Annotated in this window: 19 protein-coding genes; 10 read left to right on the top strand and 9 right to left on the bottom strand. The window is 70.8% G+C overall.

The annotated features are described in order from the left end of the window. Positions 1-202 precede the first annotated feature (202 nt). Positions 203-730 carry a hypothetical protein gene (locus OHA77_RS25605; RefSeq protein ID WP_406312018.1) on the bottom strand — a complete coding sequence of 176 codons (528 nt, stop codon included), beginning with the start codon at positions 728-730 and terminating at the stop codon, positions 203-205. Between the two features lie 115 nt (positions 731-845). Between OHA77_RS25605 and OHA77_RS25600 the strand changes: the two genes are divergently transcribed. Beyond that, positions 846-1,445, top strand: a complete 600-nt coding sequence (locus OHA77_RS25600; protein ID WP_406312017.1) for a TetR family transcriptional regulator — start codon at positions 846-848, stop codon at positions 1,443-1,445. A 131-nt stretch (positions 1,446-1,576) separates the two neighbouring features. Here the strand turns inward: OHA77_RS25600 and OHA77_RS25595 are convergent, their stop codons facing one another. The 3 genes from OHA77_RS25595 to OHA77_RS25585 all read right to left on the bottom strand — a co-directional run bounded on the left by OHA77_RS25595 (position 1,577) and on the right by OHA77_RS25585 (position 4,062). Continuing rightward, positions 1,577-2,815 (bottom strand): C40 family peptidase, encoded by a 1,239-nt coding sequence (locus OHA77_RS25595; RefSeq protein ID WP_406312016.1) that lies wholly within the window; start codon positions 2,813-2,815, stop codon positions 1,577-1,579. Between the two features lie 212 nt (positions 2,816-3,027). After that, positions 3,028-3,528 (bottom strand): transcription elongation factor GreA, encoded by a 501-nt coding sequence (gene greA / locus OHA77_RS25590; RefSeq protein ID WP_326825683.1) that lies wholly within the window; start codon positions 3,526-3,528, stop codon positions 3,028-3,030. A gap of 105 nt (positions 3,529-3,633) precedes the next feature. After that, entirely contained in the window at positions 3,634-4,062 is a 429-nt protein-coding gene (locus OHA77_RS25585) for a DUF4307 domain-containing protein (protein WP_406312014.1), read from the bottom strand. A 229-nt stretch (positions 4,063-4,291) separates the two neighbouring features. Here OHA77_RS25585 and mca point away from each other — a divergent pair, with 229 nt between their 5' ends. After that, on the top strand, positions 4,292-5,176 hold the full coding sequence (gene mca, locus OHA77_RS25580; RefSeq protein WP_326825685.1) for a mycothiol conjugate amidase Mca: 885 nt from the start codon (positions 4,292-4,294) through the stop codon (positions 5,174-5,176). 34 nt (positions 5,177-5,210) lie between these two features. Further along, entirely contained in the window at positions 5,211-5,387 is a 177-nt protein-coding gene (locus tag OHA77_RS25575; RefSeq protein ID WP_326825686.1) for a hypothetical protein, read from the top strand. 129 nt (positions 5,388-5,516) lie between these two features. On the opposite strand, the gene OHA77_RS25570 is transcribed toward OHA77_RS25575, so the two are convergent. From OHA77_RS25570 to OHA77_RS25560, 3 genes are all read right to left on the bottom strand, one after another. Beyond that, positions 5,517-6,662, bottom strand: a complete 1,146-nt coding sequence (locus OHA77_RS25570; RefSeq protein WP_406312012.1) for a hypothetical protein — start codon at positions 6,660-6,662, stop codon at positions 5,517-5,519. Between the two features lie 167 nt (positions 6,663-6,829). Then, entirely contained in the window at positions 6,830-8,323 is a 1,494-nt protein-coding gene (locus tag OHA77_RS25565) for a hypothetical protein (RefSeq protein WP_406312011.1), read from the bottom strand. 256 nt (positions 8,324-8,579) lie between these two features. Next, the gene (locus OHA77_RS25560; RefSeq protein ID WP_326825690.1) at positions 8,580-9,578 is read right to left on the bottom strand and encodes an Lrp/AsnC family transcriptional regulator; all 999 of its coding nucleotides are present in this window, start codon (positions 9,576-9,578) and stop codon (positions 8,580-8,582) included. Positions 9,579-9,710: 132 nt separating this feature from the next. On the opposite strand from OHA77_RS25560, the gene OHA77_RS25555 reads away from it, so the two are divergent. The 7 genes from OHA77_RS25555 (at position 9,711) to OHA77_RS25525 (ending at position 18,539) form a co-directional block, all read left to right on the top strand. Beyond that, positions 9,711-11,021, top strand: coding sequence for an MFS transporter (locus OHA77_RS25555; protein WP_406312010.1), 1,311 nt, complete (start codon positions 9,711-9,713; stop codon positions 11,019-11,021). Further along, positions 11,018-12,070, top strand: a complete 1,053-nt coding sequence (locus OHA77_RS25550) for a dipeptidase (RefSeq protein WP_406312009.1) — start codon at positions 11,018-11,020, stop codon at positions 12,068-12,070. The genes OHA77_RS25555 and OHA77_RS25550 overlap by 4 nt, the downstream gene beginning before the upstream one ends. Positions 12,071-12,108: 38 nt before the next feature. Continuing rightward, positions 12,109-13,296, top strand: coding sequence for an amidohydrolase (locus tag OHA77_RS25545; RefSeq protein ID WP_406312008.1), 1,188 nt, complete (start codon positions 12,109-12,111; stop codon positions 13,294-13,296). Positions 13,297-13,316: 20 nt separating this feature from the next. Further along, positions 13,317-14,564: an amidohydrolase gene (locus OHA77_RS25540; RefSeq protein WP_406312007.1), complete on the top strand. Its 1,248-nt coding sequence runs from the start codon at positions 13,317-13,319 to the stop codon at positions 14,562-14,564. Then, the gene (locus OHA77_RS25535; protein ID WP_406312006.1) at positions 14,561-15,610 is read left to right on the top strand and encodes a ketopantoate reductase family protein; all 1,050 of its coding nucleotides are present in this window, start codon (positions 14,561-14,563) and stop codon (positions 15,608-15,610) included. Before OHA77_RS25540 ends, OHA77_RS25535 begins: the two co-directional genes overlap by 4 nt. After that, positions 15,592-16,386 (top strand): SDR family NAD(P)-dependent oxidoreductase, encoded by a 795-nt coding sequence (locus tag OHA77_RS25530; protein ID WP_406312005.1) that lies wholly within the window; start codon positions 15,592-15,594, stop codon positions 16,384-16,386. Before OHA77_RS25535 ends, OHA77_RS25530 begins: the two co-directional genes overlap by 19 nt. A gap of 158 nt (positions 16,387-16,544) precedes the next feature. After that, positions 16,545-18,539 carry a thioredoxin domain-containing protein gene (locus OHA77_RS25525; protein WP_406312004.1) on the top strand — a complete coding sequence of 665 codons (1,995 nt, stop codon included), beginning with the start codon at positions 16,545-16,547 and terminating at the stop codon, positions 18,537-18,539. Between the two features lie 131 nt (positions 18,540-18,670). Here the strand turns inward: OHA77_RS25525 and OHA77_RS25520 are convergent, their stop codons facing one another. Next, positions 18,671-20,869, bottom strand: a complete 2,199-nt coding sequence (locus OHA77_RS25520; protein WP_406312003.1) for a transglycosylase domain-containing protein — start codon at positions 20,867-20,869, stop codon at positions 18,671-18,673. Between the two features lie 102 nt (positions 20,870-20,971). After that, entirely contained in the window at positions 20,972-21,451 is a 480-nt protein-coding gene (locus tag OHA77_RS25515) for an Lrp/AsnC family transcriptional regulator (protein ID WP_326825699.1), read from the bottom strand. Between the last annotated feature and the right edge of the window lie 25 nt (positions 21,452-21,476).

Raw genomic sequence — 21,476 nt, 5'->3', positions numbered from 1 at the left:
GCGGCCTGACGTCGCGACACCCTCGCTTCGCTCCCGCCGTCGGGCATGTGAGCTGGCAGAGGACATGACGTTCTGAAGCCCCTACCCAGAAGAAGAGGAGTTAAAGAAAGCCCTTTCGGCAGTGGTATAGGCCATTCACACAGGTCTAAACCAATCATTGAAGAGGTTCAGACCAATTTCTGGCTGTTTCCCCTGCCCAGCCTCAGGGGTTCACGTCCGGGCCCGAGGCTCGCACGCGGTCGACGTGCTGCAGCGCGTCCCGCAGATCGGCCAGCCAGGTGTCGGTGTGCCGGCCCACCAGACGGACGCACCAGGCCAGTGCGTCGCTCCGGCTGCGGGCCACTCCGGCGGCCACGAGAGTGTCGAGCACCCGCCGCTCCGACTGGCGGAGCCGGGTCATGACCGGCACGGACAGTGTGGTGAACATCACCGTCTCGTCGCCGACCGCGACCCCCCAGGAGACCTTCCGGCGGAAGCGGTGCTCCGCCTCCAGCGCGATCTCGATGCGACGCTCCCTGGTCTCCTCACGGAAACGCTCCACCCCGCCCTCCACGGCGGCGGCCCGTTCCACCTCGGAGACGTCGGCGGCGAGCGCGGGCGCCTGGAGCCTGCCGATCACCGCGATCTCCTCGCGATCCAGCACGATCTCCGGCTGCCCCTCGAACCACTCCGCGGGCAGCCGGCCGGAGAACCAGCCCCGGAGCTTCTTCGCTGCTTCGTCGTTTTCCATGTAATCAAGATTACATCGCTCTCGTCGGCGAACCAGGGCGAGGAGGGGGACAACCGGAATATGGACGGCGCCGTGGTGATTTTCCCGTGCGTGGGAGAACCACCAGAATCGGCCCATGAGCTCATCTCCGCGCGCTGAGGGACTGCGCGAACGCAAGAAGGCCAAGACCCGGCGGACGATCCAGGAACACGCCCTGCGGCTGTTCGCCGAGCAGGGGTACGAAGCCACGACGGTCGAGCAGATCGCCGAGGCCGCGGAGATCTCCCCCAGCACCTTCTTCCGCTACTTCCCCACCAAGGAGGACGTCGCCGTCCAGGACGCCTACGACCCCGCCCTGGCGGCGGCGCTGGCCGCGCAACCGGCGGACCTGACCCCGGTCGCCGCGGTCCGCGCCACCGTGAGCGCGGTCTTGGAGGGATTCCCCGAGGACGAGGAGTCGCAGGTCCTGACCCGCACCCGGCTGCAGCTCAAGCACACCGCGCTACGCGCCAGAGCCGTGGACAGCATGACGACCACGATCGGCATGCTCGCCGAGGGCATCGCCGAACGCCTCGGGCGCGACACCACCGACCCGCTGAGCCGCGCGACCGCCGGAGCCGTGGCGGGCGTGCTGCTCGCCGCCGTGTTCGCCTGGGCGGAAGCCGACGGCGCCAGACGCCTGGCCGACGTCACGGACGAGGCCCTCGGCCTCCTGGAGGCGGGCCTGCGCCCCTGAGCCTCCCGGACCGGGACCGCCGACCGCCCGCACCCTCGACCGCCCGCACCCCGGCTCCGGACCGCCGACCGCCCGCGCCTCATCCCGGCCCCGGACCGCCCGGGTTTCTTCCCTTCCCCGGTCCTGGAACGTCAGCGGACCCGGGCCGCCACGGCCGGACTGATCCGCACGACACCGGCGAGGTTGCGGGTGCTGACGGGACTGAACTTGACCACGTCCCCGGTCCTGGGCGCCTGCAGCATCTTGCCGTTGCCCCAGTAGATCGCCACATGGGAGACATAGCTGGGGTTGGTCGGGTCGTACCGCCAGAACAGCAGGTCACCGGGCTGGGCCTGAGAGAGCGGGATCTGCGGGCCCGAGACGAACTGCTGGTGCGTCACGCGAGGAACCTTGATCCCCGCCTGGGCGTAGGCCCACTGGACCAGGCCGGAGCAGTCGAAGGTGTCCGGCCCCTCCGCACCCCACACGTAGGGGCGGCCGAGCTTGCTGACCGCCGCGGTGAGGGCGACCTTGATCTGGGGAGCGGTCATGAAGGAGCCCGCCGCCCAGGTCGTGCGCCGAGGCGTCGACAGCACCGGGTTGATCGTGGCGATCTGGCTGCGCCGGGGCAGGATCCGCAGCAGGGCGCGGCGCAGCTTGGCCGAATCGACCTTCGGAGCGCTCACCACCAGTGCGTTGTTCTCGGGGATGCCCAGCGCACGTGCGGTCTGCCGGGAGACCACGGCGTCGATGGCGCCCATGCCCATCGTCGCGTAGGCGCCCACGCGCAGCACCTGCCCGGCCGTGGTGACGGACTTGCCCAGCGGCATGCCCCCGTCGTTGCCGAGGACGAAGGAGACGGCGATCTCGCCGGCGGAGACGTTGCGCCAGAGCCGGTCGGAACGCGCGGTCGGCTTGGGAGTGTAGGCGCGGAACGTCGAGGGGTTGACCCCCAGGGTCTGCACCCGCTTGCCGTCCATGCCCACCTCCGCGGCGTCGGCACGTTCCACCGCCCGCACCCCGGCGACCTGTGCGACCTTCGCGACCACGGCCGAGCTCAGCGGCTTGGCGGCGACGACGAAGAGGTGCGGCTGGTGGGTCGAGGTCAGCGGGGCCACCGGCTGCGGCGGGGTGTGCGTGGGCCCGGCCGCGGCCACGTCGCTCTGGATGCCCTGCCTGGCGACGGGCCTGCGCAGGGCGACCGTCTCCGCGGACCGCTCCGGCAATTGGGTGACCACCACCACTCCCGTGGCCAGCACCGCCACCAGGAGCAGCACGATGGCGGGGAACGCCTGCCGGAGCCGCCGGCCGTAGCGGATGCGCGGGCGGTAGGCGAGATCCTGCCGGGCCTCATGAATCAGACCGGAGACACGCGTCTGCCGATCCAGCATGAGATCCCCCCTTCCACCTGTTCGAGTCCAGCCCTAAGAGAGTGCCGTACGCCGCTCCGCAATGCACGCGAACCCGCCAAAACACTCTGTTAACCACGACACAGTCGCAAGCTGGACAACACGCCCCAGAAGGCGCCATAGCCAACAGGCCCACGAACACGGCGATCCGCCGGGATGAGAGCCCGGCGGATCGGTTGGTTCGTAAGGAGAGGTCAGTTACCGATGTACGGCACGGCCTCAAGGATCTCGACCGTGTTGGAGCGGCCGTTGGGCATCGTGTACGTCGCCTTTTCCCCGATCTTCTTACCGTTGATCGCCGCACCGAGCGGTGACTTGGGCGAGTAGACGTCGATCGGGGCGCCGCTCTCCTCGCGGGAGGCCAGCAGGAAGGCGACCTCTTCGTCGTCCCCCTCGAAGCGGACGGTGACGGTCATGCCGGGACCGACCACGCCCTCGGTGCGTGGCGCCTCACCCACCTTGGCGTTGTCGATGATCTGGTGGAGGTGGAAGATGCGGGCCTCCATCTTGCCCTGCTCGTCCTTGGCGGCGTGGTAGCCGCCGTTCTCCTTCAGGTCACCCTCTTCGCGGGCGTCCTCGATCTTCTTGGCGATGTCGACGCGCCCCGGCCCCGAGAGGTATTCGAACTCCGCCTTCAGGCGGTCGTACGCCTCCTGAGTGAGCCAGGTGACGCTCTCGTTGTGGGAGTCGGCCACGGGTTCTCCTTGGTTCCTCTATGGGGGCTTCGTACTTGGGTAGCTGACGTTCGAATTTCGAAAGGCTAACAAGTTAACGGCTCGAACGCTTCCCCAAATATCTCACTATACGAGATAGCAGTAGTGGACGTCGCCCGAAGTGGCCTGGGCACTGGTCTCTAGCCGCTCAGTAAGGCGGACATATCCCTCACCAGCCGGAATAGTGACCTCCCGACTCCCGACTTCCACGTGGGAGACGTCCATCGCCCGCAGCCGGCAGAGGGCGGCGCGATCAGACGGCTTGACCACCTCGAAGGTGATCTGCATAGAATCGCCGCGGCCGGGATCAAAAGCGATGACCTGGTTGATCACCTCGGTCTCCCCCTTGGACGCCCACATCACGTAACCCCAGCCCCCTGCGCACACGGCGCACAGGATCGCGATCACGATGTGGACGACGAAGCGCCCCCTGCGCTCCGGGCGGTCGGGGAAGTCGTCCGGGACGCCGAGGATCGGACCGTCCTTCCGGCCCTTCTCGGCCTCGCTGGTGGCCATGACGGAATCTCCCTGCACTACCTCGGCGTTATCCGAGACAATTGTCTCGTGCGGGGGCCTCGCCCTCGCGACCGCCATAAGAGAAACTAACCTCTCCCTGGAGCGACCCAGGCCAACCCGGGGAGCGGCGCGGCATCGGAGCGAGCCCCGGGACGGTACGGCCAAGCCGCACCTCCCCGGGGCGAGCAAGGATTTCAGCGCGACCTAATACAGAGGAGACCTCGATCACGTGAGTGCACCGCTGCGGCTGATGGCCGTTCACGCGCACCCTGACGACGAGTCGAGCAAGGGCGCCGCCACGATGGCGCGCTACGTCGCGGAAGGTGTGGAGGTGCTCGTCTGTACCCTCACCGGAGGCGAACGCGGCTCGATCCTGAACCCCAAGATGGACCGCCCCGAGATCCTGGAGAACATCGGCGAGGTCCGGCGTCTGGAGATGGAGCGCGCGAGGGAGATCCTCGGCGTACAGCAGCGCTTCATGGGGTTCGTCGACTCGGGCCTGCCCGAGGACGAGAGCGAGCCGCTGCCCGAAGGCTGCTTCGCCCTCCAGCCGATCGAGATCGCCTCGGCGCCGCTGGTGGCCGCCGTACGCGAGTTCCGGCCGCACGTCATCCTCACCTACGACGACGACGGCGGCTACCCGCACCCGGACCACATCATGACCAACCGTGTCTCGGTGGAGGCCTTCGAGGCCGCGGGTGACCCCGACCGCTATCCTGAGGCCGGCGAGCCCTGGCAGCCGCTCAAGCTCTACTACCAGATGGGCTTCACCAAGGAGAAGTTCGAGGCGCTGCACGAGGCGATGAACTCCCGCGGCATGGGCTCCCCCTACGCCGACTGGATCTCACGCTGGGAGGACCGCCCGCAGAAGTGGCCGGTGACCACCCGCGTCCCCTGCGGCGACTACTTCGAGGTCCGTGACGAGGCGCTGCTCGCCCACGCCACCCAGGTCGACCCCGACGGTTTCTGGTTCGTCTGCCCGCGTGAGCTGCAGCACGAGATCTGGCCGACCGAGGACTACCATCTGGCCCGTTCCCTCGTGGACACCGGGCTTCCCGAGGACGACCTGTTCATCGGCATCCACGCCGAAGAGGTGTCGCCCGCCTGCCACTGACACGACCATGGGGTGGCGGTGGCACACTTGAGGTGTGATTGCACTTGACACCTTCACCACAGGTGACGTCAGCCCGGGCCTCCTGGGGTTCCTCGTCGTCGCGGCGCTGGGGTTCGCGCTGTTCATGCTCGTGAAGTCGATGAAGAGGCAGATCTCCAAGATCGAGGTCCCCTCGGAGGCGGAGCTGAGGAAGCAGGGCCCCACCGCCTAGACGATCGTCCGGGTGGCCGTGGAAGCAGGCCGAGAGGTGTCCGCGTTCAGCCGGGGACGGCCGAGACGGACACCCTCGCGACCACACCGCAGGTGAGGACACCGGCGGTGCGTTCGGCCGTGCCCCGCGTCAGTCCTCCGACCAGGCCCGCTCCAGCGCCCTCGGCAGCCCCCAGCGGCCCAGCGGGGTGAGCACCTCGGTCTTGTCCACGATCCCCAGGCACGCCCAGAGAGGTGTGACGGAGCTGAAGAGCGTCTCCGCCGCCTCCAGATCGTCCGGCTCGTCCATCTGCACATCGATGTCCTCGGACTCGGCGATGAACCGGGCGATCCGCTCGGGCGAGGCCAGCACCCCCGGACCGCGTCTGGCCAGGGCCGCCACCACCGCCAGCCAGTCCGCGTGGTGGATCGCGCACAGCGAGGCCAGCACGGCGTCCTCGTGGCTGAGCTCGCCCTCCAGGTCGGAGAACCGCTCCGGGGTGTCGTCGTCATCGGGCAGGTCCGAGATGGGCCCGGCGATGCCCGCGGTGACGGTCAGCCAGAGCTCCTCGTCGTCGTCGGGCAGCGGAGCCCCGTCGTACCCGGCGCAGGCCCGCAGCACGTTGCCCGGATAGCCGGGGCCGGACAGCACCTCGCGCAGCCGTACGCACGCCGCATGCAGGTCTCCGACGGGCCGCTCGGGGTCGGGCAGGTCGGCCAGGATGCGCCGCAGCTCACTGAGCGCGAAGGCCTCCTCCTCGTCCCAGGCGGCGAACAGCTCCTCGTCCTGCTCGTCGCTGACCGCCATCCCGGGCACCCGGCCATCGGGCATCGGGCTGTTGAGCCAGCGCTCCTGCAACTCCTCATAGGCCTCCCTGGCCTGCTCGTCCCCCTGCGCGAGCGCGTCCGGATCGATCTCCCCGGCGGCGACCCGCTCCTCCAGGTAGGCGACCATCGCGTGGAACATCTCCTCGGAGATCGGGCCCCGCTCGTCCTCCTCCGGCCAGACGAAGAAGCTCCGGGTGAGCAGGAGGGGTTCGGTGCCGGTGGACTCCAGCCACCGTTGCACGTCCCCCACGGTCGCGGCGCCGGACTCGATGGCCCGCAACGTCGTCTTGGCGGACTCCCAGAAGGGCGGGGACAGCGGGTTTCCCGCCGCCATCAGGGCCCGGCGCAGGTCGGGAAGGGCGACCAGGGCCACCCCCGACGGCACCGCGAGCAGAGCACGGGCCACATCACGGCGGGTCAGCTCGGCGGCTGCCCGCCCGGCATGCACACAGACGAAGTCGAGATCCACGCCCAGTGAGCCTACGCCCGAAGCCGCGTGAACACACCTTCCCCCTCGGGACACGTTTGTCCTTGTCCGCGAGCACGGGCTCGGCGGGGACGGAGCCGGCCGTCCCGGAAACGCCTGACGTGACCGCGCGTGGCGCAGGCTCCCCCTCCGGGCGCCCTTCCCGCCGCTCAGCCGTCGTCGGCGCCCCGCGCCGGGGTACGGCGGTGGCGGAGGGCCCCCGCGAAGCCCAGCACGACGACGCAGAGGATGACGAGGTCGGCGGCCAGCGGAGCGACCCACGGGCGGTAGACCTCAAGGATCCACCGGGTCAGCGCGGTGGGCTGGAGCAGGAGGAAGCCGATGGCGCCGGGCAGGTAGATGAGGCTGGTCACGATCCCCCGCACGATCAGCAGACCGTCGAGACGACCGGCCGGCATGAGGGCCAGCAGGGGGAACAGCAGGGCGTCGTACCAGGGGTGCTGCACCGGCGAGGTGAGCAGCCAGCACAGGCACCACGCCAGCGCCGGCCGTACGGCGTCCAGGCCGGGCGGCCCCTCCGGGAGCCGCCAGCACAGCAGGAGGCCGATGAGGAAGGCGGCGCCGAGGGCGAGCTGTCCCTCCAGCGTGGACGACTCCGTGCCCAGCCCCAGCGCGTCGGTGATCACACGCCACGGGTCCGCCAGCGAGTGGGCGCCGATCTTGCCGACCAGGTTCCCGAAGGCCGCCGGGCTCTGCGTCACGTACACCGCGGCCAGGGTCGCGACCACGCCCGTGACCATCGCCAGGAACGTGGCCGCCGACCGGCGGGCCGCCCAGGCCAGGCCGGCTCCGGCGATGAGGAACGGCGCCTTGACGGCGGCCGCCGCGCCGAGCAGCGCCCCCGCCGCCAGGCCCGCCAGCACACCGCCGCCGCGCATCGCGAGGAGCGCGGCCACCAGGAAGAACGCGCCCAGGCCGTCGATGTGACCGCCCAGCACCACGTGCCAGAGCATCAGCGGGTTGAGGCTCCACAGCAGGTGGACGCGGACCCGCCGCGCGCGGTCCGGTCCGGCCAGCCGGTCGAGCATGAGCGCCGACAGCAGGAACGCCGTCCCGGTCATGGTCTTGAGCGCGAGTACGGTGCCGGCCATCGACTCACCGCCCAGCTGCGAGGCGGCCGACTGCGCCCAGGTGGCCAGCGGTCCGTACACCGAGGGAGCACCGCGCCAGGCGAGCGGAGCGAACTCGCCGACCGGGTCCGCCAGCTTGTGCAGCCACGCCGGGGTCACCAGGTACGGGTCCTGCCCCAGGGCGGCGATACGTCCGTAGACCGCGTAGTTGAGCACGTCCGTCGACCCCGCGGGCGGGACCAGTGTGAGGGCGAGGACGGCGGTCACCGTACCGGCGAGAAGGATCCCTCGCGCGGGAAGCCATCCCCGGCGCAGCGCGTACAGCCCGGCGCCCACGCCCAGCCCGCCGACGATGACGGCCACCCAGGTCAACCGGATCACCAACGCGTCGGAGGGGGCGGCCCGCAGGAACCAGGGCGGATCGCCGCCACCGATGTCGGGTACCGCCGCGGACGGCCCGAGGAGGGCGACGGCCAGCATGACCGCGACGGCGAACCCCATCGCGGCGAGCCCCGCACGCCCGGCGGCACGCGCGTGACGGTGACGCCCGGTGGCACGCGCCGGCTCCGTCATCGGAAGCCGTGAGACAGGTCGGATCCACCTCGGCACGCGCCGAACCTCCAAGGAGAGCTACCAGGATGATCTCAGCGTCGCAGCCGCACTGTGAGCAGAATCCGCTCCGCGACCGGTCTTCGCCGGGACGCGGGCAGACCACCGATTCCACGACGGAGCAGCCGCCACGGACGGCTTGGCACCGCATCGACACGACGGCGATCCAAGCGTAGATCATCCCGGCTGAGCCCCCACCGCCTGGAGCTCCGGCACCGGCTCATACCGTCGCGGGTACCGCCTCCGGGAACCACGGCCGGACGATCGAGGCCCGCTTCAAGGTCTGCAGCCCCATCGTCACGTCCACGTCGCGGATCCCCGGGATGCCTCCGAGAGTTCCGGTGAGAAACCGGTGCAGATCAGAATATTCAGCCACCGCCACCTCGCCACACATGGTGTGTTCGCCGGCCGTCGCGCAGAGCAGCAGCACCGCCGGATGCCGTGCCAGCTCCTCGGCCACGGCATCGACCCGACGCGGATCTATCCGGAGCCACAGAAACGCCGTCACGGGTAGACCCAGCATCTCCGGCTCGACGATCGTGCGGAGTCGCAACGCACCGGACCGGCACATGTTCTCCACCCGCCGGCGCGCGGTGCTCTCCATGATCCCCGCCCTGGCGGCAAGGTCCCGCCAGCGCATCCGGCCGTCCTCGGCGAGGGCGGCGACCAGCGTTTCGTCCACTTCGGAGAGCGGCGGCACGAGTTCGGTGGGCTGAGCCCGGTCCCAGCGATCGAAACGGTCGGCGCGCAGAGCCGCCACCGCCTCGGCGTCCAGCAGGCCGGGGTCCCAGCCCACCCCGGTGGTGAAGCGGCGCAACACGATCTCCGAGCTGCTGCCGATGACCCCGTCCAGCTCGGGCAGCCGGATCAGGGTGAGATCGAGCAGGTCGTTGCGGTCGGCGGCGACCAGTTCGACCAGGCAGTCGGCCACCCCGGAGACCAGGGAGACGAACCGTACGCTCGGCCACTCGGTGAGCGCGTTGGCCACCGACACCGATTTGCGAGGCTCGCACCGCACCCGCACGAACACGGGCACGCCGCGGCCGGTGGCCAGCACGTCCAGGGTGGCCGCGACGTGGACCCGCTCCGAGGAAAGGATCCGGGTCGCGCGCCGGGACACGGTCGCCTCCGAGGCGTTCACCGCCCTGGCCACCGCAGGCCAACCGGCCCGCGGATGGGCGATCAGAGCGGCGACAATCCGAAGATCAATCTCATCCATCCATGCAGTATCCATCATCTCATCCGCAGTAATCGCTTTATCCATGCAATTCGAGCGTGAACATTGCTCATTAACATACGCTGGCCACACTATGTGTCTTCAACGTCCGCCCCTTCTCCCGTGGAGCCACATATGACCTCCTCCACCACGGCCGACTCCGGCGCCCGGACTTCCAGCGGCACCGCGAACGCGCTGGTCGGCGGCACCGTCGGCAACTTCGTCGAGTGGTTCGACTGGTCGGTGTACGGGTTCTTCGCCCCCTACTTCGCCAGCCAGTTCTTCCCCGGTGGAGGCACCACGGCCACCCTGTCGACGCTGCTGGTGTTCGCGATCAGCTTCTTCATGCGGCCGGTCGGCGCGGCGGTGCTCGGCGTCTACGCGGACCGGCGCGGACGCCGGCACGGCATGACGCTCACCATCCTGCTGATGGCCGCAGGCAGTCTGCTCATCGCGTTGGCACCGACGTACGGCGCGGTGGGCTGGCTCGCCCCGGCGATCCTGATCGCCGGCCGGCTGCTGCAGGGTTTCTCCACCGGCGGCGAGTTCGGCACATCCGCCTCGTTCCTGGTCGAGTGGGCCAAGCCGGGACGCCGGGCGTTCGCCGGATCCTTCCAGCAGGTCTCGGTGGTGCTGGGCATCCTGTGCGCCTCGCTGAGCGCCACCGTGCTCACCCGGACGCTCGACGACGACGCCATGTCCTCCTGGGGCTGGCGGGTTCCGTTCGTCCTCGGAGCGGTGATCGGCCTGATCGGCATGTACATCCGGCGGCGCCTGACCGAACCGGAGGCGTTCCGCCGGCTGGAGCAGAGCGGCCGGCAGGAACAGCGGCCGCTGGGCGCGATGGCCGCAGGCCACCGGCGCGCCGCCTGGTTCGTGTTCGGCATCTCCATCGCCGGTTCTGTGATCACCTACATGTGGCTGACCTACCTGCCCACGTACGCGGTGCTCACCCAGCACGCGAAGGAGGCGGACGCGCAGCTGGCCAACACCATCGCGCTCGCCTTCTTCGTGGTGGTCCTGCCTTTCGCCGCGCTGTTGTCCGACAGGTTCGGGCGTCGGCCGACGATGCTGGTGTACGCGGGAGCGTTCGTGATCCTGCCGTTCCCCCTGCTGTCCATGCTGGACGGCAGCTTCGGCAGTGTGCTGCTCGTGTCGCTGGTCGGCATGGCGTTCCTGTCACTCAACCACTCGAACCTGGCCACGGTGTTCGCCGAGCTGTTCCCACCACAGGTCCGCACGATCGGCATCGCCCTGCCCTACGCCATCTCGAACGCGATCTTCGGCGGTACCGCGCCCAGCGTGATGCAGTTCTTCGGCTCCCGCGACAACCTCTGGGCGGTACCGCTCTACGTCAGCGTCTGCGCGCTGGTCACCGGCCTGTTCTTCTACTTCATGCGGGAAACCAAGACCGTGGACACCCACAATGTGGAGATGCGCGCATGATCCCGTACGCCGCGGACATCGACCGGCTGCCGCCGTACCCACTGGACCTGGACGACGGGCAGCGCGAACGGGTCGATCGGCTGCTGTCCGGAGTGGTGGTGTCGCTGCACGACCATCCGGTCCGGCTACCCGACCCGATCACCCCGGAGAGCTGGGCGGAGCACACCCGCGTGGGCACCGAGCACATCGGACACGCCGGTCTGAACGAATCCGGGTTGACCATCGTGCTGGCCAGTTCCCTGGTCGAACCCGACCAGGACCGGTTGCTGCGCTGGGCCGACCAGATGCGTGCCGGCCTCGCCGTCTCCACCACCGGGCCGAGGCTCCTGCCGGCGCTGGAGGATCTGGGCAGCATCGGCACCGACCTGGACGGCATCCCTGCCTTGTACGCGGCCGGGATCCGCTCCTCCGGGCTGGCCTACAACGCGGGCAATCCACTCGGCGGCGGCCTCGGACAGCCGGTCGACGAGGGGCTCACCCCGCTCGGCCGCCAGGCGGTGGGCGTGATGAACCAGCTCGGCATGCTGGTCGACCTGGCCCACGTCGGTGACCGCACCAGCATCGAGGCCGCCGCCGCCAGCAGCGAGCCGGTGGTGATCAGCCATGCCGGCGCGCGGGCCCGGTGGCCGAGCCCGCGGATGAAGCCGGACGATGTGCTGCGCGCGGTCGCCGCCACGTCAGGTGTGATCGGGGTGGAGGCCGCGCCGGGATCCACCCGGGTGGAGGGCAGGCTTGAGCATGATCTGGACGCGGTGATGGCGCACGTCGAGTACATCGCGGAGCTCGTCGGCGTGGACCACGTCGGGCTGGGCCCGGACACCTTCTTCGGGGACCACGCCGGGCTGTACGCGGCGGCCGGGTGGGCGCCGCAGCCGGTGCCCGGCCATGAGGGACTTCCGCTGCCCGACCACGTCGCCGGCATGGAGAACCCGGCTGAGGCACCGCGCAACGCGGCCGGCTGGCTGGTACGCCGGGGCTGGGCGGACGCCGACATCGCAAAGGTTCTCGGCGGAAATGCCGAACGCGTGCTCGGCACGGTGCTGCGTTGACTCACCACACGACGACGGACGACCTGGGAGGCACTCCTGTGAGCGGCGCCAGCGCCGAGATCCACGAGCGGATCGCGGAAGAGATCGGCAGACTGTCGGACGACCTGATCGGGCTGAGCCTCGACCTGCACGCCCACCCCGAGACGGCGATGAACGAGAAGTACGCGGCGGGCCGGCTGACCGAGATGCTGCACCGGGACTTCACGGTGGAGGAGGGGCTCGGTGGCCTGCCCACCGCGTTCCGGGGCACCGCGGGCAGCGGGGCGCCGGTGCTCGCGTTCCTCTGCGAGTACGACGCGCTGCCCGGCATCGGACACGGATGCGGGCACAACCTGATCGCCGCCGGCGGGATCGGCGCGGCGATCGCGCTCCGCCGTGCCGCGCCGGAACTACCCGGCACCGTGTCCTGTATCGGCACGCCCGGCGAGGAGGGCGCGGGCGGCAAGGTGCTGCTGCTGGAGGCCGGTGCGTTCGACGGCGTGGACGCCGCGTTGATGTTCCACCCGGGCGATACGACGATGCCGATCCGGCACGCCACCGCCACACGTCAACTCGTGCTGGAGTTCCATGGGGTGGCCGCACACGCCGCGGCCAGCGCCCAGGACGGACGCAGCGCGCTGGCCGCGGTGATCCAGTTCTTCACCGGGGTGGACGCGCTGCGTCAGTTCGTACCCGAGTCCAGCCGTCTGCACGGGATCATCACGCACGGCGGCGAGGCGCCCAACGTGGTGCCGGCCTACACCCGGGCCGAGTTCATGGTCCGAGCACTCACCGGTGACGTCGTGGACGACCTCGTCGGCCGGGTGGAGGCCATCGCCGCCGCAGCCGCCGCGGCGACCGGGACCACCGTGCAGATCAGCCGGGGACTGGGCTACTCCGAACGCAAGAACAACCACGTGATCGCCGGTCTGGTCGCCGGACATCTGCGCCGCCAGGGCGTGCGTGTCGAGCAGCCGGTGCTGCGCGGCGGCACGGGCTCCTCCGACATCGGCAACGTGAGCCTGGTGCTGCCAACCGTCCATCCCTACCTGCAGGTGATGGACTCCGGCACGCCGACCCACTCGCTGGCCATGACCGAGGCCGTCGCCCGGCCCCGGGCGCAGCAGGCCATGTTGCGAATGGCCACCGCGCTGGCCTGTGCCGGGGCCGATCTGCTCGCCGATCCGGAACTGTTCGACGCGGTGCGGGCGGAGTTCGCGACCCGCGGCCCGGACCTGCCGGCATGACGGGCCCATGGCCTTCGGACGTGACCGATGCGGCCGCCGTGCGCCGGGACCTGCACGCCCATCCCGAACTCGGCTTCACCGAGATCCGCACCGCCGCCCGGGTGGACACCGCGTTGCGCTCCCTCGGCTGGACCGTCCGTTCCGGATCCGAGGTGTTCGACGCGACCGGGCTGCCCGGCCTGCCAGAGGCATCGGTGCTGGAACACTCCGCCGGCCGCGCGCTGGCCGAGGGCGTGCCGGAGGAGCTGGTGGCACGGTTCTCCGGTGGTCACACCGCGGTGGTCGCGGACCTGCACGGCAACCGGCCCGGGCGGAGGGTCGCGTTGCGGTTCGACATGGACGCGCTGCCGATCACCGAGGCGTCCGCCGACGACCACCGGCCGCACCGGCAGGGGTTCGCCTCCGGCCACCCGGGGGTGATGCACGCCTGCGGTCACGACGGACACGTCGCGATCGGCCTCGCCCTGGCCGCGGCGCTGTCCACGCGTGACTTCCCCGGCTCCGTGCGGCTGCTGTTCCAGCCGGCCGAGGAGGGGGTGCGCGGGGCCCAGCCCATGGTGGCGGCGGGCGCCTGCGCGGACGTGGACGTGCTGCTCGCGATCCACCTCGCGTTCGGCCTGCCGAGTGGCCTGCTCGCGCCGGCGGCCACCGAGCTGATCGCCACGTCGAAGTACCTGGTCCGGTTCACCGGCCGTGAGGCACACGCCGCCAAGGCACCGGAGCAGGGACGCAACGCCCTGCTCGCCGCCGCGACGGCCACCTTGAACCTGCACGCGCTACCCCGCTTCGCCGGAGCCGTCACCCGGGTCAACGTCGGGCGGCTGCAGGCCGGGGTCGCGGCCAATGTGATCGCCGGTGCGGCCGAACTGGCGTACGAGACGCGCGCGGACACAGCCGAGGTGGCGGGCGAACTGGCACGGCGCGCCGAGCTCGTCGTGCGCGCGGCGGCGGAGATGCACGAGGTCGAGGTCGAGCTGATCCGCACCGGGTACGCCACCGCGGCCACGACGGACCCGGTTGTCGCGGCGGCGCTGACCTCGGCCGCCGGAGGACTGGCCGAGGTGTGCGCCACCCATCCGCTCGGCGCGAGCGACGACGCGAGCCTGCTGATGCGGGCGGTGCAGGAGTCGGGTGGTGTCGCGGGGTACGCCATCGTCGGATCGGACAGTCCGGGCCCGCCGCACTCCCCGCGGTTCGATGTGGACGAAGAGGTGCTGCCGGTGGCGGTGTCCTGGTTGGAGCGTGCTGTGCAAGGAGGACAGTGGTGAGCAGGTCCTACACCGTCGTCGGCGGCGGAGCCATCGGCGGCACGATCGCCTTTCACCTTGCCGGAGCCGGGCATCCGGTGCTGCTGGTCGACACCGACGCCGCGCATGTGGCGGCGGTGCGGGAGAAGGGCCTGACCATCCGCCGCCCGGACGGCACCGAACAGTGCCGACGGGTGCCGGCCCGCACGCCGGACGAGGTGGCGGGGCCACTGCACAACGTGGTGCTCGCGGTGAAGGCGAACGCCACCACGACGGCGGCGCGGTGGATCGCACCGAGGCTGGCCGCGGACGGGTCCGTGGTGAGCCTGCAGAACGGCCTGTGCGAACCGGAGATCGCAGCGGCCGTCGGATCCCGGCGGACCGTTTCCGCGTTCGTGAACCTGTTCGCCGACCTGGTCGAGCCGGGGGTGATCGCCGACGGCGGACCCGGCGCGCTGGTGGTCGGGGAACTCGACGGCACGATCAGCACGCGGGTACGGGAGTTCGTGGCCGATCTGCAGGCGTGGGGACCGGCGCTGGCGAGCGAGAACGTAGCCGGGTTCCTCTGGTCGAAACTCGCCTACGGCGTGGTCGCCGCAGCCAGTGCGACCGTCGACGACCCGATCTTCGACACCATCGATCGGCACCCCGAACTCACCGTCGCGCTGGCCAGGGAGGTCTACGCGATCGCCGCGGCGCAGGGGATCACACCGGAGTCGTTCGACGCCTGGCAGGCCGACGCGTTCGCCGTGGACACGCCGCCGGATCGCACGCGCACCGCGCTGGCCGAGTTCTGCGCCTGGCTGCGTACCCAGCCGAAGACCAAGACCGGTATCTGGCGGGACCTGGCGGTCCGGCATCGCCCGACCGAGGTGCCGGCCCAGTATGGCCCGGTGTTGCGACTGGCCGCCGAGCACGGCCTGAAGTGCCCCGGGATCGAGACGGTACTCGGGCTCATCGGTGAGCTCGAGACCGGCCGACGGTCGATGTCCCGGGAGAACATGGCCGAGCTCGAACGCACGGTCATCCACGGAGGAAGGGAAACCCAGTGCCACGACACGTACTGATCACCGGAGCCGCGGGCGGCCTCGGCGGCGCCATCGCCGAGCGGTTCGCCATGGCGGGTGACCGGATCACCGGGGTGGACACCAGGGAGGGGCCGCTGAGCGAGCGGCTCGGTGCGCTCGCGACGGCGTACGGTGTCGGCGTCGCCGCGATCACGGCGGACCTGAGCGTCCCGGCGGCGGGGGAGGTGGTCGATCGGGCGTGGGAACGGTCCGGCCCGGTGGACGTGCTGGTGAACGCGGCGGGCATCTGGCCGGCGACCCCGCTCATGGAAATGACCGCGCAGATGTGGGACCACGTGATGGGCGTCAACACCAGGGCTCCGATGCTGACCACGGTGGCGCTGGCCCGACTGGCCGTGGCGGAAGGGCGGTCGGCGAGTGTGGTGAACCTGGCCTCGGGCGCGGCGATCCGGGCCAGACCGGGCGCGGCACACTATTCGACCTCCAAGGCGGCTCTGGAGATGCTCACCCGCTCCTGCGCGGTGGAACTCGGCGCCGCGGGGATCCGGGTGAATGCCGTATCGCCTGGATTCGTGGCCGGCAGCAGCCAGGAGGTCAACCCGATCACCGAGGAGTACGCGGCGGCGGTGTCGGGCAACCCACTCGGCCGGGTCGGGCAGCCGGACGATGTGGCCGCCGCGGTGTTCTTCCTCGCCTCGGCCGAGGCCGCCTGGACCACCGGCGCGGTGTTGCGGGTGGACGGCGGCTCCTCGGCGGGCAACCCGGCGCTGCCGGTGCACTGGTCGGAGGCCACCGCGGCGCAGTCGCCGAGGTGACGCCGGTCCGCACACCGGGCCGTCCGGCCGCCGGCGCGCTCACCTCGCCGTCCCTCCCCCGGTTTGGTGTGGGAGGGACGGCACGGGTACAACCGTGACGTGCGCCCGCGCGCCTCGCGCGGGGGAGACACCGGCACCGCGTACACAGGAGGGTTTCCATGAACCGCTTGAAGGACGCGACGAGCCCCTATTTGCTGCAGCACGCGGACAACCCCGTCGACTGGTTCGCCTGGGGGGACGAGGCCTTCGCGGAGGCCCGGCGGCGGGACGTGCCGCTGCTGATCTCCGTCGGCTACTCGGCGTGCCACTGGTGCCACGTGATGGCGCACGAGTCGTTCGAGGACGGCGGCACCGCCGCGCTGATGAACGAGCGCTTCGTCAACGTGAAGGTGGACCGCGAGGAGCGGCCGGACGTGGACGCGGTCTACATGGCGGCCACCCAGGCCATGACCGGCCAGGGCGGATGGCCGATGACGGTCTTCGCCACCCCGCAGGGGCATCCCTTCTACACCGGGACCTACTTTCCCCGTGCCCAGTTCCAGCGGCTGCTGACCGGGGTGTCGAATGCCTGGAACGGCGACCGCGAGGCGGTGCTGGAGCAGGGCTCGAAGATCGTTGAGGCGCTGAACGAGCAGGCGGGGCTGCCCTCCGGCCCGCTGCCCGCGCAGGACACGCTGGCCCGTGCCGTACACACCCTGAACGGGTCCTTCGACCCGGTGCGCGGCGGGTTCGGCGGGGCGCCCAAGTTCCCGCCGTCGATGGTGCTGGAGTTCCTGCTGAGGTACGGCGCAGCCTCCCGGGCCGAGGAGCCCGGGGCGGACGCGGCGACGGCGATGACGATGGCCGCACGGACGCTGGAGGCCATGGCCAGGGGCGGGATCTACGACCAGCTCGGCGGCGGCTTCGCCCGTTACAGCGTGGACGCCGACTGGGTGGTGCCGCATTTCGAGAAGATGCTCTACGACAACGCGCTGCTGCTGCGGGTCTATACGCACTGGTGGCGCGCCACCGGCTCGGCTCTGGCCCGGCGGGTGGCCCTGGAGACGGCCTCCTTCCTGCTGGCCGAGCTGCGCACCCCCGAGGGCGGCTTCGCCTCGGCTCTGGACGCCGACAGCGAGGGCGTGGAGGGCAGGTTCTACGCCTGGACCCCTGAGGAGCTCCACGAGGTCCTGGGCGAGGAGGACGGCGCCTGGGCGGTGGACCTGTTCGAGGTGACGGGCACGTTCGAGCACGGCGCCTCGGTGCTGCAACTGCTGTCGGACCCGGAGGACCCCGAGCGGTTCGCCCGGGTCCGCGCCGCCCTGCTGGCCGCGCGGGCCCACCGGGTGCGGCCCGGCCGGGACGACAAGGTGGTGGCCGCCTGGAACGGCCTGGCCATCGCCGCCCTCGCCGAGACCGGGGCGCTGTTCGACCGCCCCGACCTGGTGGAGGCGGCGGGGGCGGCGGCCACGCTCCTGGAGGAGCTGCACATGGACGGCGACCGGCTGCTGCGCACGTCACGTGACGGCCGCGCGGGCACCAACGCCGGAGTCCTGGAGGACTACGCCGATCTGGCCGAGGGCCTGCTCACCCTGTACGGCGTGACCGGACAGGTGCGCTGGTTCCACCGGGCGGGGGCGCTGCTGGAGAGTGTGCTCGACCGGTTCGCCGACGGCTCCGGCGGGTTCTTCGACACCGCCGACGACTCCGAACGGCTGTTTCAGCGCCCGCGGGACCCCACCGACAACGCGACCCCGTCGGGGCAGTTCGCCGCCGCCGGGGCGCTGCTGTCGTACGCGGCCCTGACCGGCTCGGCCAGGCACCGGGAGGCGGCCGAGGCGGCGCTCGGCACGGTGACCGTACTGGCCGACAAGCACGCGCGGTTCGCGGGGTGGGGACTCGCGGTGGCCCAGGCCGCCGTCTCCGGGCCGATCGAGGCCGCGGTCGTGGGTCCTGCCGGCGACCCGGCCACCTCGGCCCTGCACAGGACCGCGCTGCTCTCCTCCGCTCCCGGTCTGGTCGTCGCCCTCGGCGAGCCCGGATCGGCCGAGGTCCCGCTGCTTTCGGGCCGGGGCCTGGTGGACGGGGTCCCGGCGGCCTACGTGTGCCGCGGGTTCGCCTGCCGGATGCCCGTCACCACTCCCGAGGCGCTCCGGGCCGAACTGACGTCCTGAGGACGCGCCGGGCCCGGTCGGGACGGCGGCCGGGTGCCCGTCGTCCCGGCCGGAGACGGATCGTCAGCCTCCCGCGGGTCCCCGGGAGAGACGGCGGCATGGTGGCCGCCGTCCCAGCCGGGGGCGGATCGTCAGCCTCCCGCGGGTCCCCGGGAGGCGCCGCCCTGAGGTCCGGGCCCGACGCTCGGCCCCCGTTGCAGGCCCTCCCCCGACGGCGGAGACTGGTCGTCGGGAGCGTTGTCCTCCGGGCCGGTCACGCCGTCACCGTCGTCGCCCAGGCCGCCGTCCTCGGGGCCCTCGCCCGTGCCGTCGCCGGGACCGTCCGGCCACGGATACCGGTCGGAGTCCGGGCCGGTCGTCTCGTCGGGGGGCGGCGTGGGCGTGCCGGAGTTCCAGCCGTCGCCGAAGTCGGGGTCGCCGGAACGGTAGCCGTCGTCGTAGTAGGGGGAGTAGCCGTAGTTGGACGGCTCGGCGAACTCCTTGACCGGCTTGCCGGCCATCGCCTCGGTCATGAAGGCGCGCCAGATCTGGGCCGGGTAGGTCCCGCCGTACAGGGCGCTGCCGTCCACGACCACCGGCTTGTTGTCGTCGCGGAACATGTCGACCGCGGTCGCCAGCTGCGGGGTGAACCCGGCGAACCACACGGCGGCCGACTTGTCGGTGGTGCCGGTCTTGCCGGCCACCGGACGGTCGTAGAGCCGGGCGGCCGACCCGGTGCCCCCCTCGACGACCTGGGTCAGCGCGTAGGTGGCGTCGATGGCGGCCTGCTCGGCGAAGGCCCGCTCCGCCGTTGACTTGATCTTGGTGATCTCCCCGGTGGCGTCGGTGACCGATCGGATCACGTGGGCGTCGCGGTGGACTCCTCCGGCGGCGAGCGTGGCGAAGCCGGAGGCGTTCTGCACGGCGCTGACGGACGCCACGCCCAGCGGCAGCGTGGCGGCGGACCGGTGCGGGGCGAGCTGGTCGGCGGGGATGCCGGACTTCTCCGCGGTGCGGACCACCTTGTTGAGGCCGACCTTCTGCCCGAGGTCCACGAACGCGGTGTTCACCGAACTCTGGGTGGCCTTGACCAGGTTGATCTCGCCGTAGGAGGTGCCCTCCGAGTTGGGGATCTCCGCGCCCGAGGTGACGTGCAGGGGGGAGTCGCCGTTCACCCGGGTGTCGAGGCCGAAGCCGTTGTCCAGGGCCGCAGCCAGCGTGTACGCCTTGAACGTGGAGCCGGCCTGCACCTTGGCCGAGAAGGAGTTGTCGAACTTGTTGGCGTCGTAGCTGGGGCCGCCATAGAAGGCGACGACCTCGCCGCTGCGGGGGTCCACGGCGGCCAGGCCGGTGCGGACCTTCTTGGAGGTGCCCTCGGGCAGGACCGAGGTGGCGGCCCGCTGGGCGGCGGCCATCAGGTTCTTGTCGAAGGTCGACACGATCTTCAGGCCGCCCTGGGTGATGTCCTCGTCGGTGTATCCCCTGCGCTTGAGCTCGGCCTCCACCTGGTCGAGCATGTAGCCTTCCTGCCCCTTGAGCGTGAAGATCCCCCGGGGCTTCCTGAGGGTGGGGAACGTGGTCGCGGCGGCCTGCTCGGAGGTGAGGGCTCCGGTCTGCACCATGCCGTCGATCACCGACCTCCAGCGCGACCTGGCGGCCTCCAGGTCGGTGCCCTGGGGGTCGGCGAACCGGGACGGCTGCTGGATCACCGCGGCGAGGTAGGCGCCCTCGGCGACGGTCAGCTTGGAGACGTCCTTGCGGAAGTAGGCGTCGGCCGCGGCCTGGACGCCGTCGGCCCCCCGGCCGAAGTAGATCGTGTTGAGGTACTGCTCCAGCACCCAGTCCTTGGACTCCGACTGGTCCACCTTCAGGGAGATCAGGACCTCCTTGAGCTTGCGGACGACGGAACGCTCCTGGCTGAGGCCGCTGTAGTAGTTGCGGACCATCTGCTGGGTGATGGTCGAGCCGCCCTGGAGCTGCCGGCCGCTGACCGTGGACCACATGGCGCGGAAGGTGCCCGTGACGGAGACGCCCTTGTCCTCGTAGAACGAGCGGTTCTCCGCGGCGATGACCGCGTCCCTGACCGGTTCGGGGACCTGCGCCAGAGCCACGCTCTTGCGGTTCACCCCCTGCCTGGCCAGCAGGGTCTTGCCGTCCCGGTAGTAGATCACCGAACCCTGCGCGGTGGCCCGGGGCTGCGTGCTGTCCGGGATGGGCGTCATGAACCACGCCACCGCGAGGAGGCCGACCATCGAGAGCACGGCGACGCCGAAGGCGACGAGCGTGATCCGCAGGAGCCTCCTCCTGCCGGATCCGCCCTTCCCCTCGCCGTTCCCGCCGACCTGTCGCACGCCCGAACCCCCATCCACTCCGCCTTCACCCCCCACGAGCTGCGCGGACCGTAAGGGTAAACGATGGATAACGGTGTCTGAACCCTGCTTGGGATAGTACGGCTAGCTCTTCCCATGGCGCGGTACATCGGCCACCAAAGGAAGAACCCGGTATGGCACGGGTGTGTCGAGCGCGATCACCGACGAGGTCCGCACCACCCCGTGAACGTCAACGATCAGGTCAATGACCCTCTGCAGATCGGCATTGCTTCGCGCCACCGCCCGGCAGAGCATGTCGTCGCCTCCGGTGATGGTGTGCACCTCCAGCACCTCGGGGATGGCGGCGAGCTGGTCGGCGACCGGATCGTGCCCGCTGACCTGGCGGATCTGCAGGGTGACGAACGCGGTCACGTCGTATCCGAGCGCCGCGGGATCGACGTCGGGACCGAATCCGGTGATCACCTTCCGGGCGGCCAGCCGGTCGAGGCGGGCCTGCACGGTCCCCCGGGCCACCCCGAGTCTTCGGGAGCATTCCAGCACCCCGAGCTTGGGCTCCCCCGCCAGCAGGGCGATGATCCGGGCGTCGAGTTGATCTATTGTCATGGTGTACAGAAACTCCGGTGAGGTG

This window comes from Streptosporangium sp. NBC_01639 (genome assembly GCF_045209755.1).
Taxonomy (GTDB): Bacteria; Actinomycetota; Actinomycetes; order Streptosporangiales; family Streptosporangiaceae; genus Streptosporangium.
This window is presented reverse-complemented; position numbering and strand designations above follow the sequence as displayed.

What these genes read in the sequence shown, in the direction of transcription:
- OHA77_RS25605 (WP_406312018.1), bottom strand. Translation starts at nt 730, where the DNA reads ATGGAAAACGACGAAGCAGCGAAGAAGCTCCGGGGCTGGTTCTCCGGC.
- OHA77_RS25600 (WP_406312017.1), top strand. Translation starts at nt 846, where the DNA reads ATGAGCTCATCTCCGCGCGCTGAGGGACTGCGCGAACGCAAGAAGGCC.
- OHA77_RS25595 (WP_406312016.1), bottom strand. Translation starts at nt 2,815, where the DNA reads ATGCTGGATCGGCAGACGCGTGTCTCCGGTCTGATTCATGAGGCCCGG.
- OHA77_RS25585 (WP_406312014.1), bottom strand. Translation starts at nt 4,062, where the DNA reads ATGGCCACCAGCGAGGCCGAGAAGGGCCGGAAGGACGGTCCGATCCTC.
- OHA77_RS25565 (WP_406312011.1), bottom strand. Translation starts at nt 8,323, where the DNA reads ATGACGGAGCCGGCGCGTGCCACCGGGCGTCACCGTCACGCGCGTGCC.
- OHA77_RS25560 (WP_326825690.1), bottom strand. Translation starts at nt 9,578, where the DNA reads ATGGATGAGATTGATCTTCGGATTGTCGCCGCTCTGATCGCCCATCCG.
- OHA77_RS25555 (WP_406312010.1), top strand. Translation starts at nt 9,711, where the DNA reads ATGACCTCCTCCACCACGGCCGACTCCGGCGCCCGGACTTCCAGCGGC.
- OHA77_RS25550 (WP_406312009.1), top strand. Translation starts at nt 11,018, where the DNA reads ATGATCCCGTACGCCGCGGACATCGACCGGCTGCCGCCGTACCCACTG.
- OHA77_RS25525 (WP_406312004.1), top strand. Translation starts at nt 16,545, where the DNA reads ATGAACCGCTTGAAGGACGCGACGAGCCCCTATTTGCTGCAGCACGCG.
- OHA77_RS25515 (WP_326825699.1), bottom strand. Translation starts at nt 21,451, where the DNA reads ATGACAATAGATCAACTCGACGCCCGGATCATCGCCCTGCTGGCGGGG.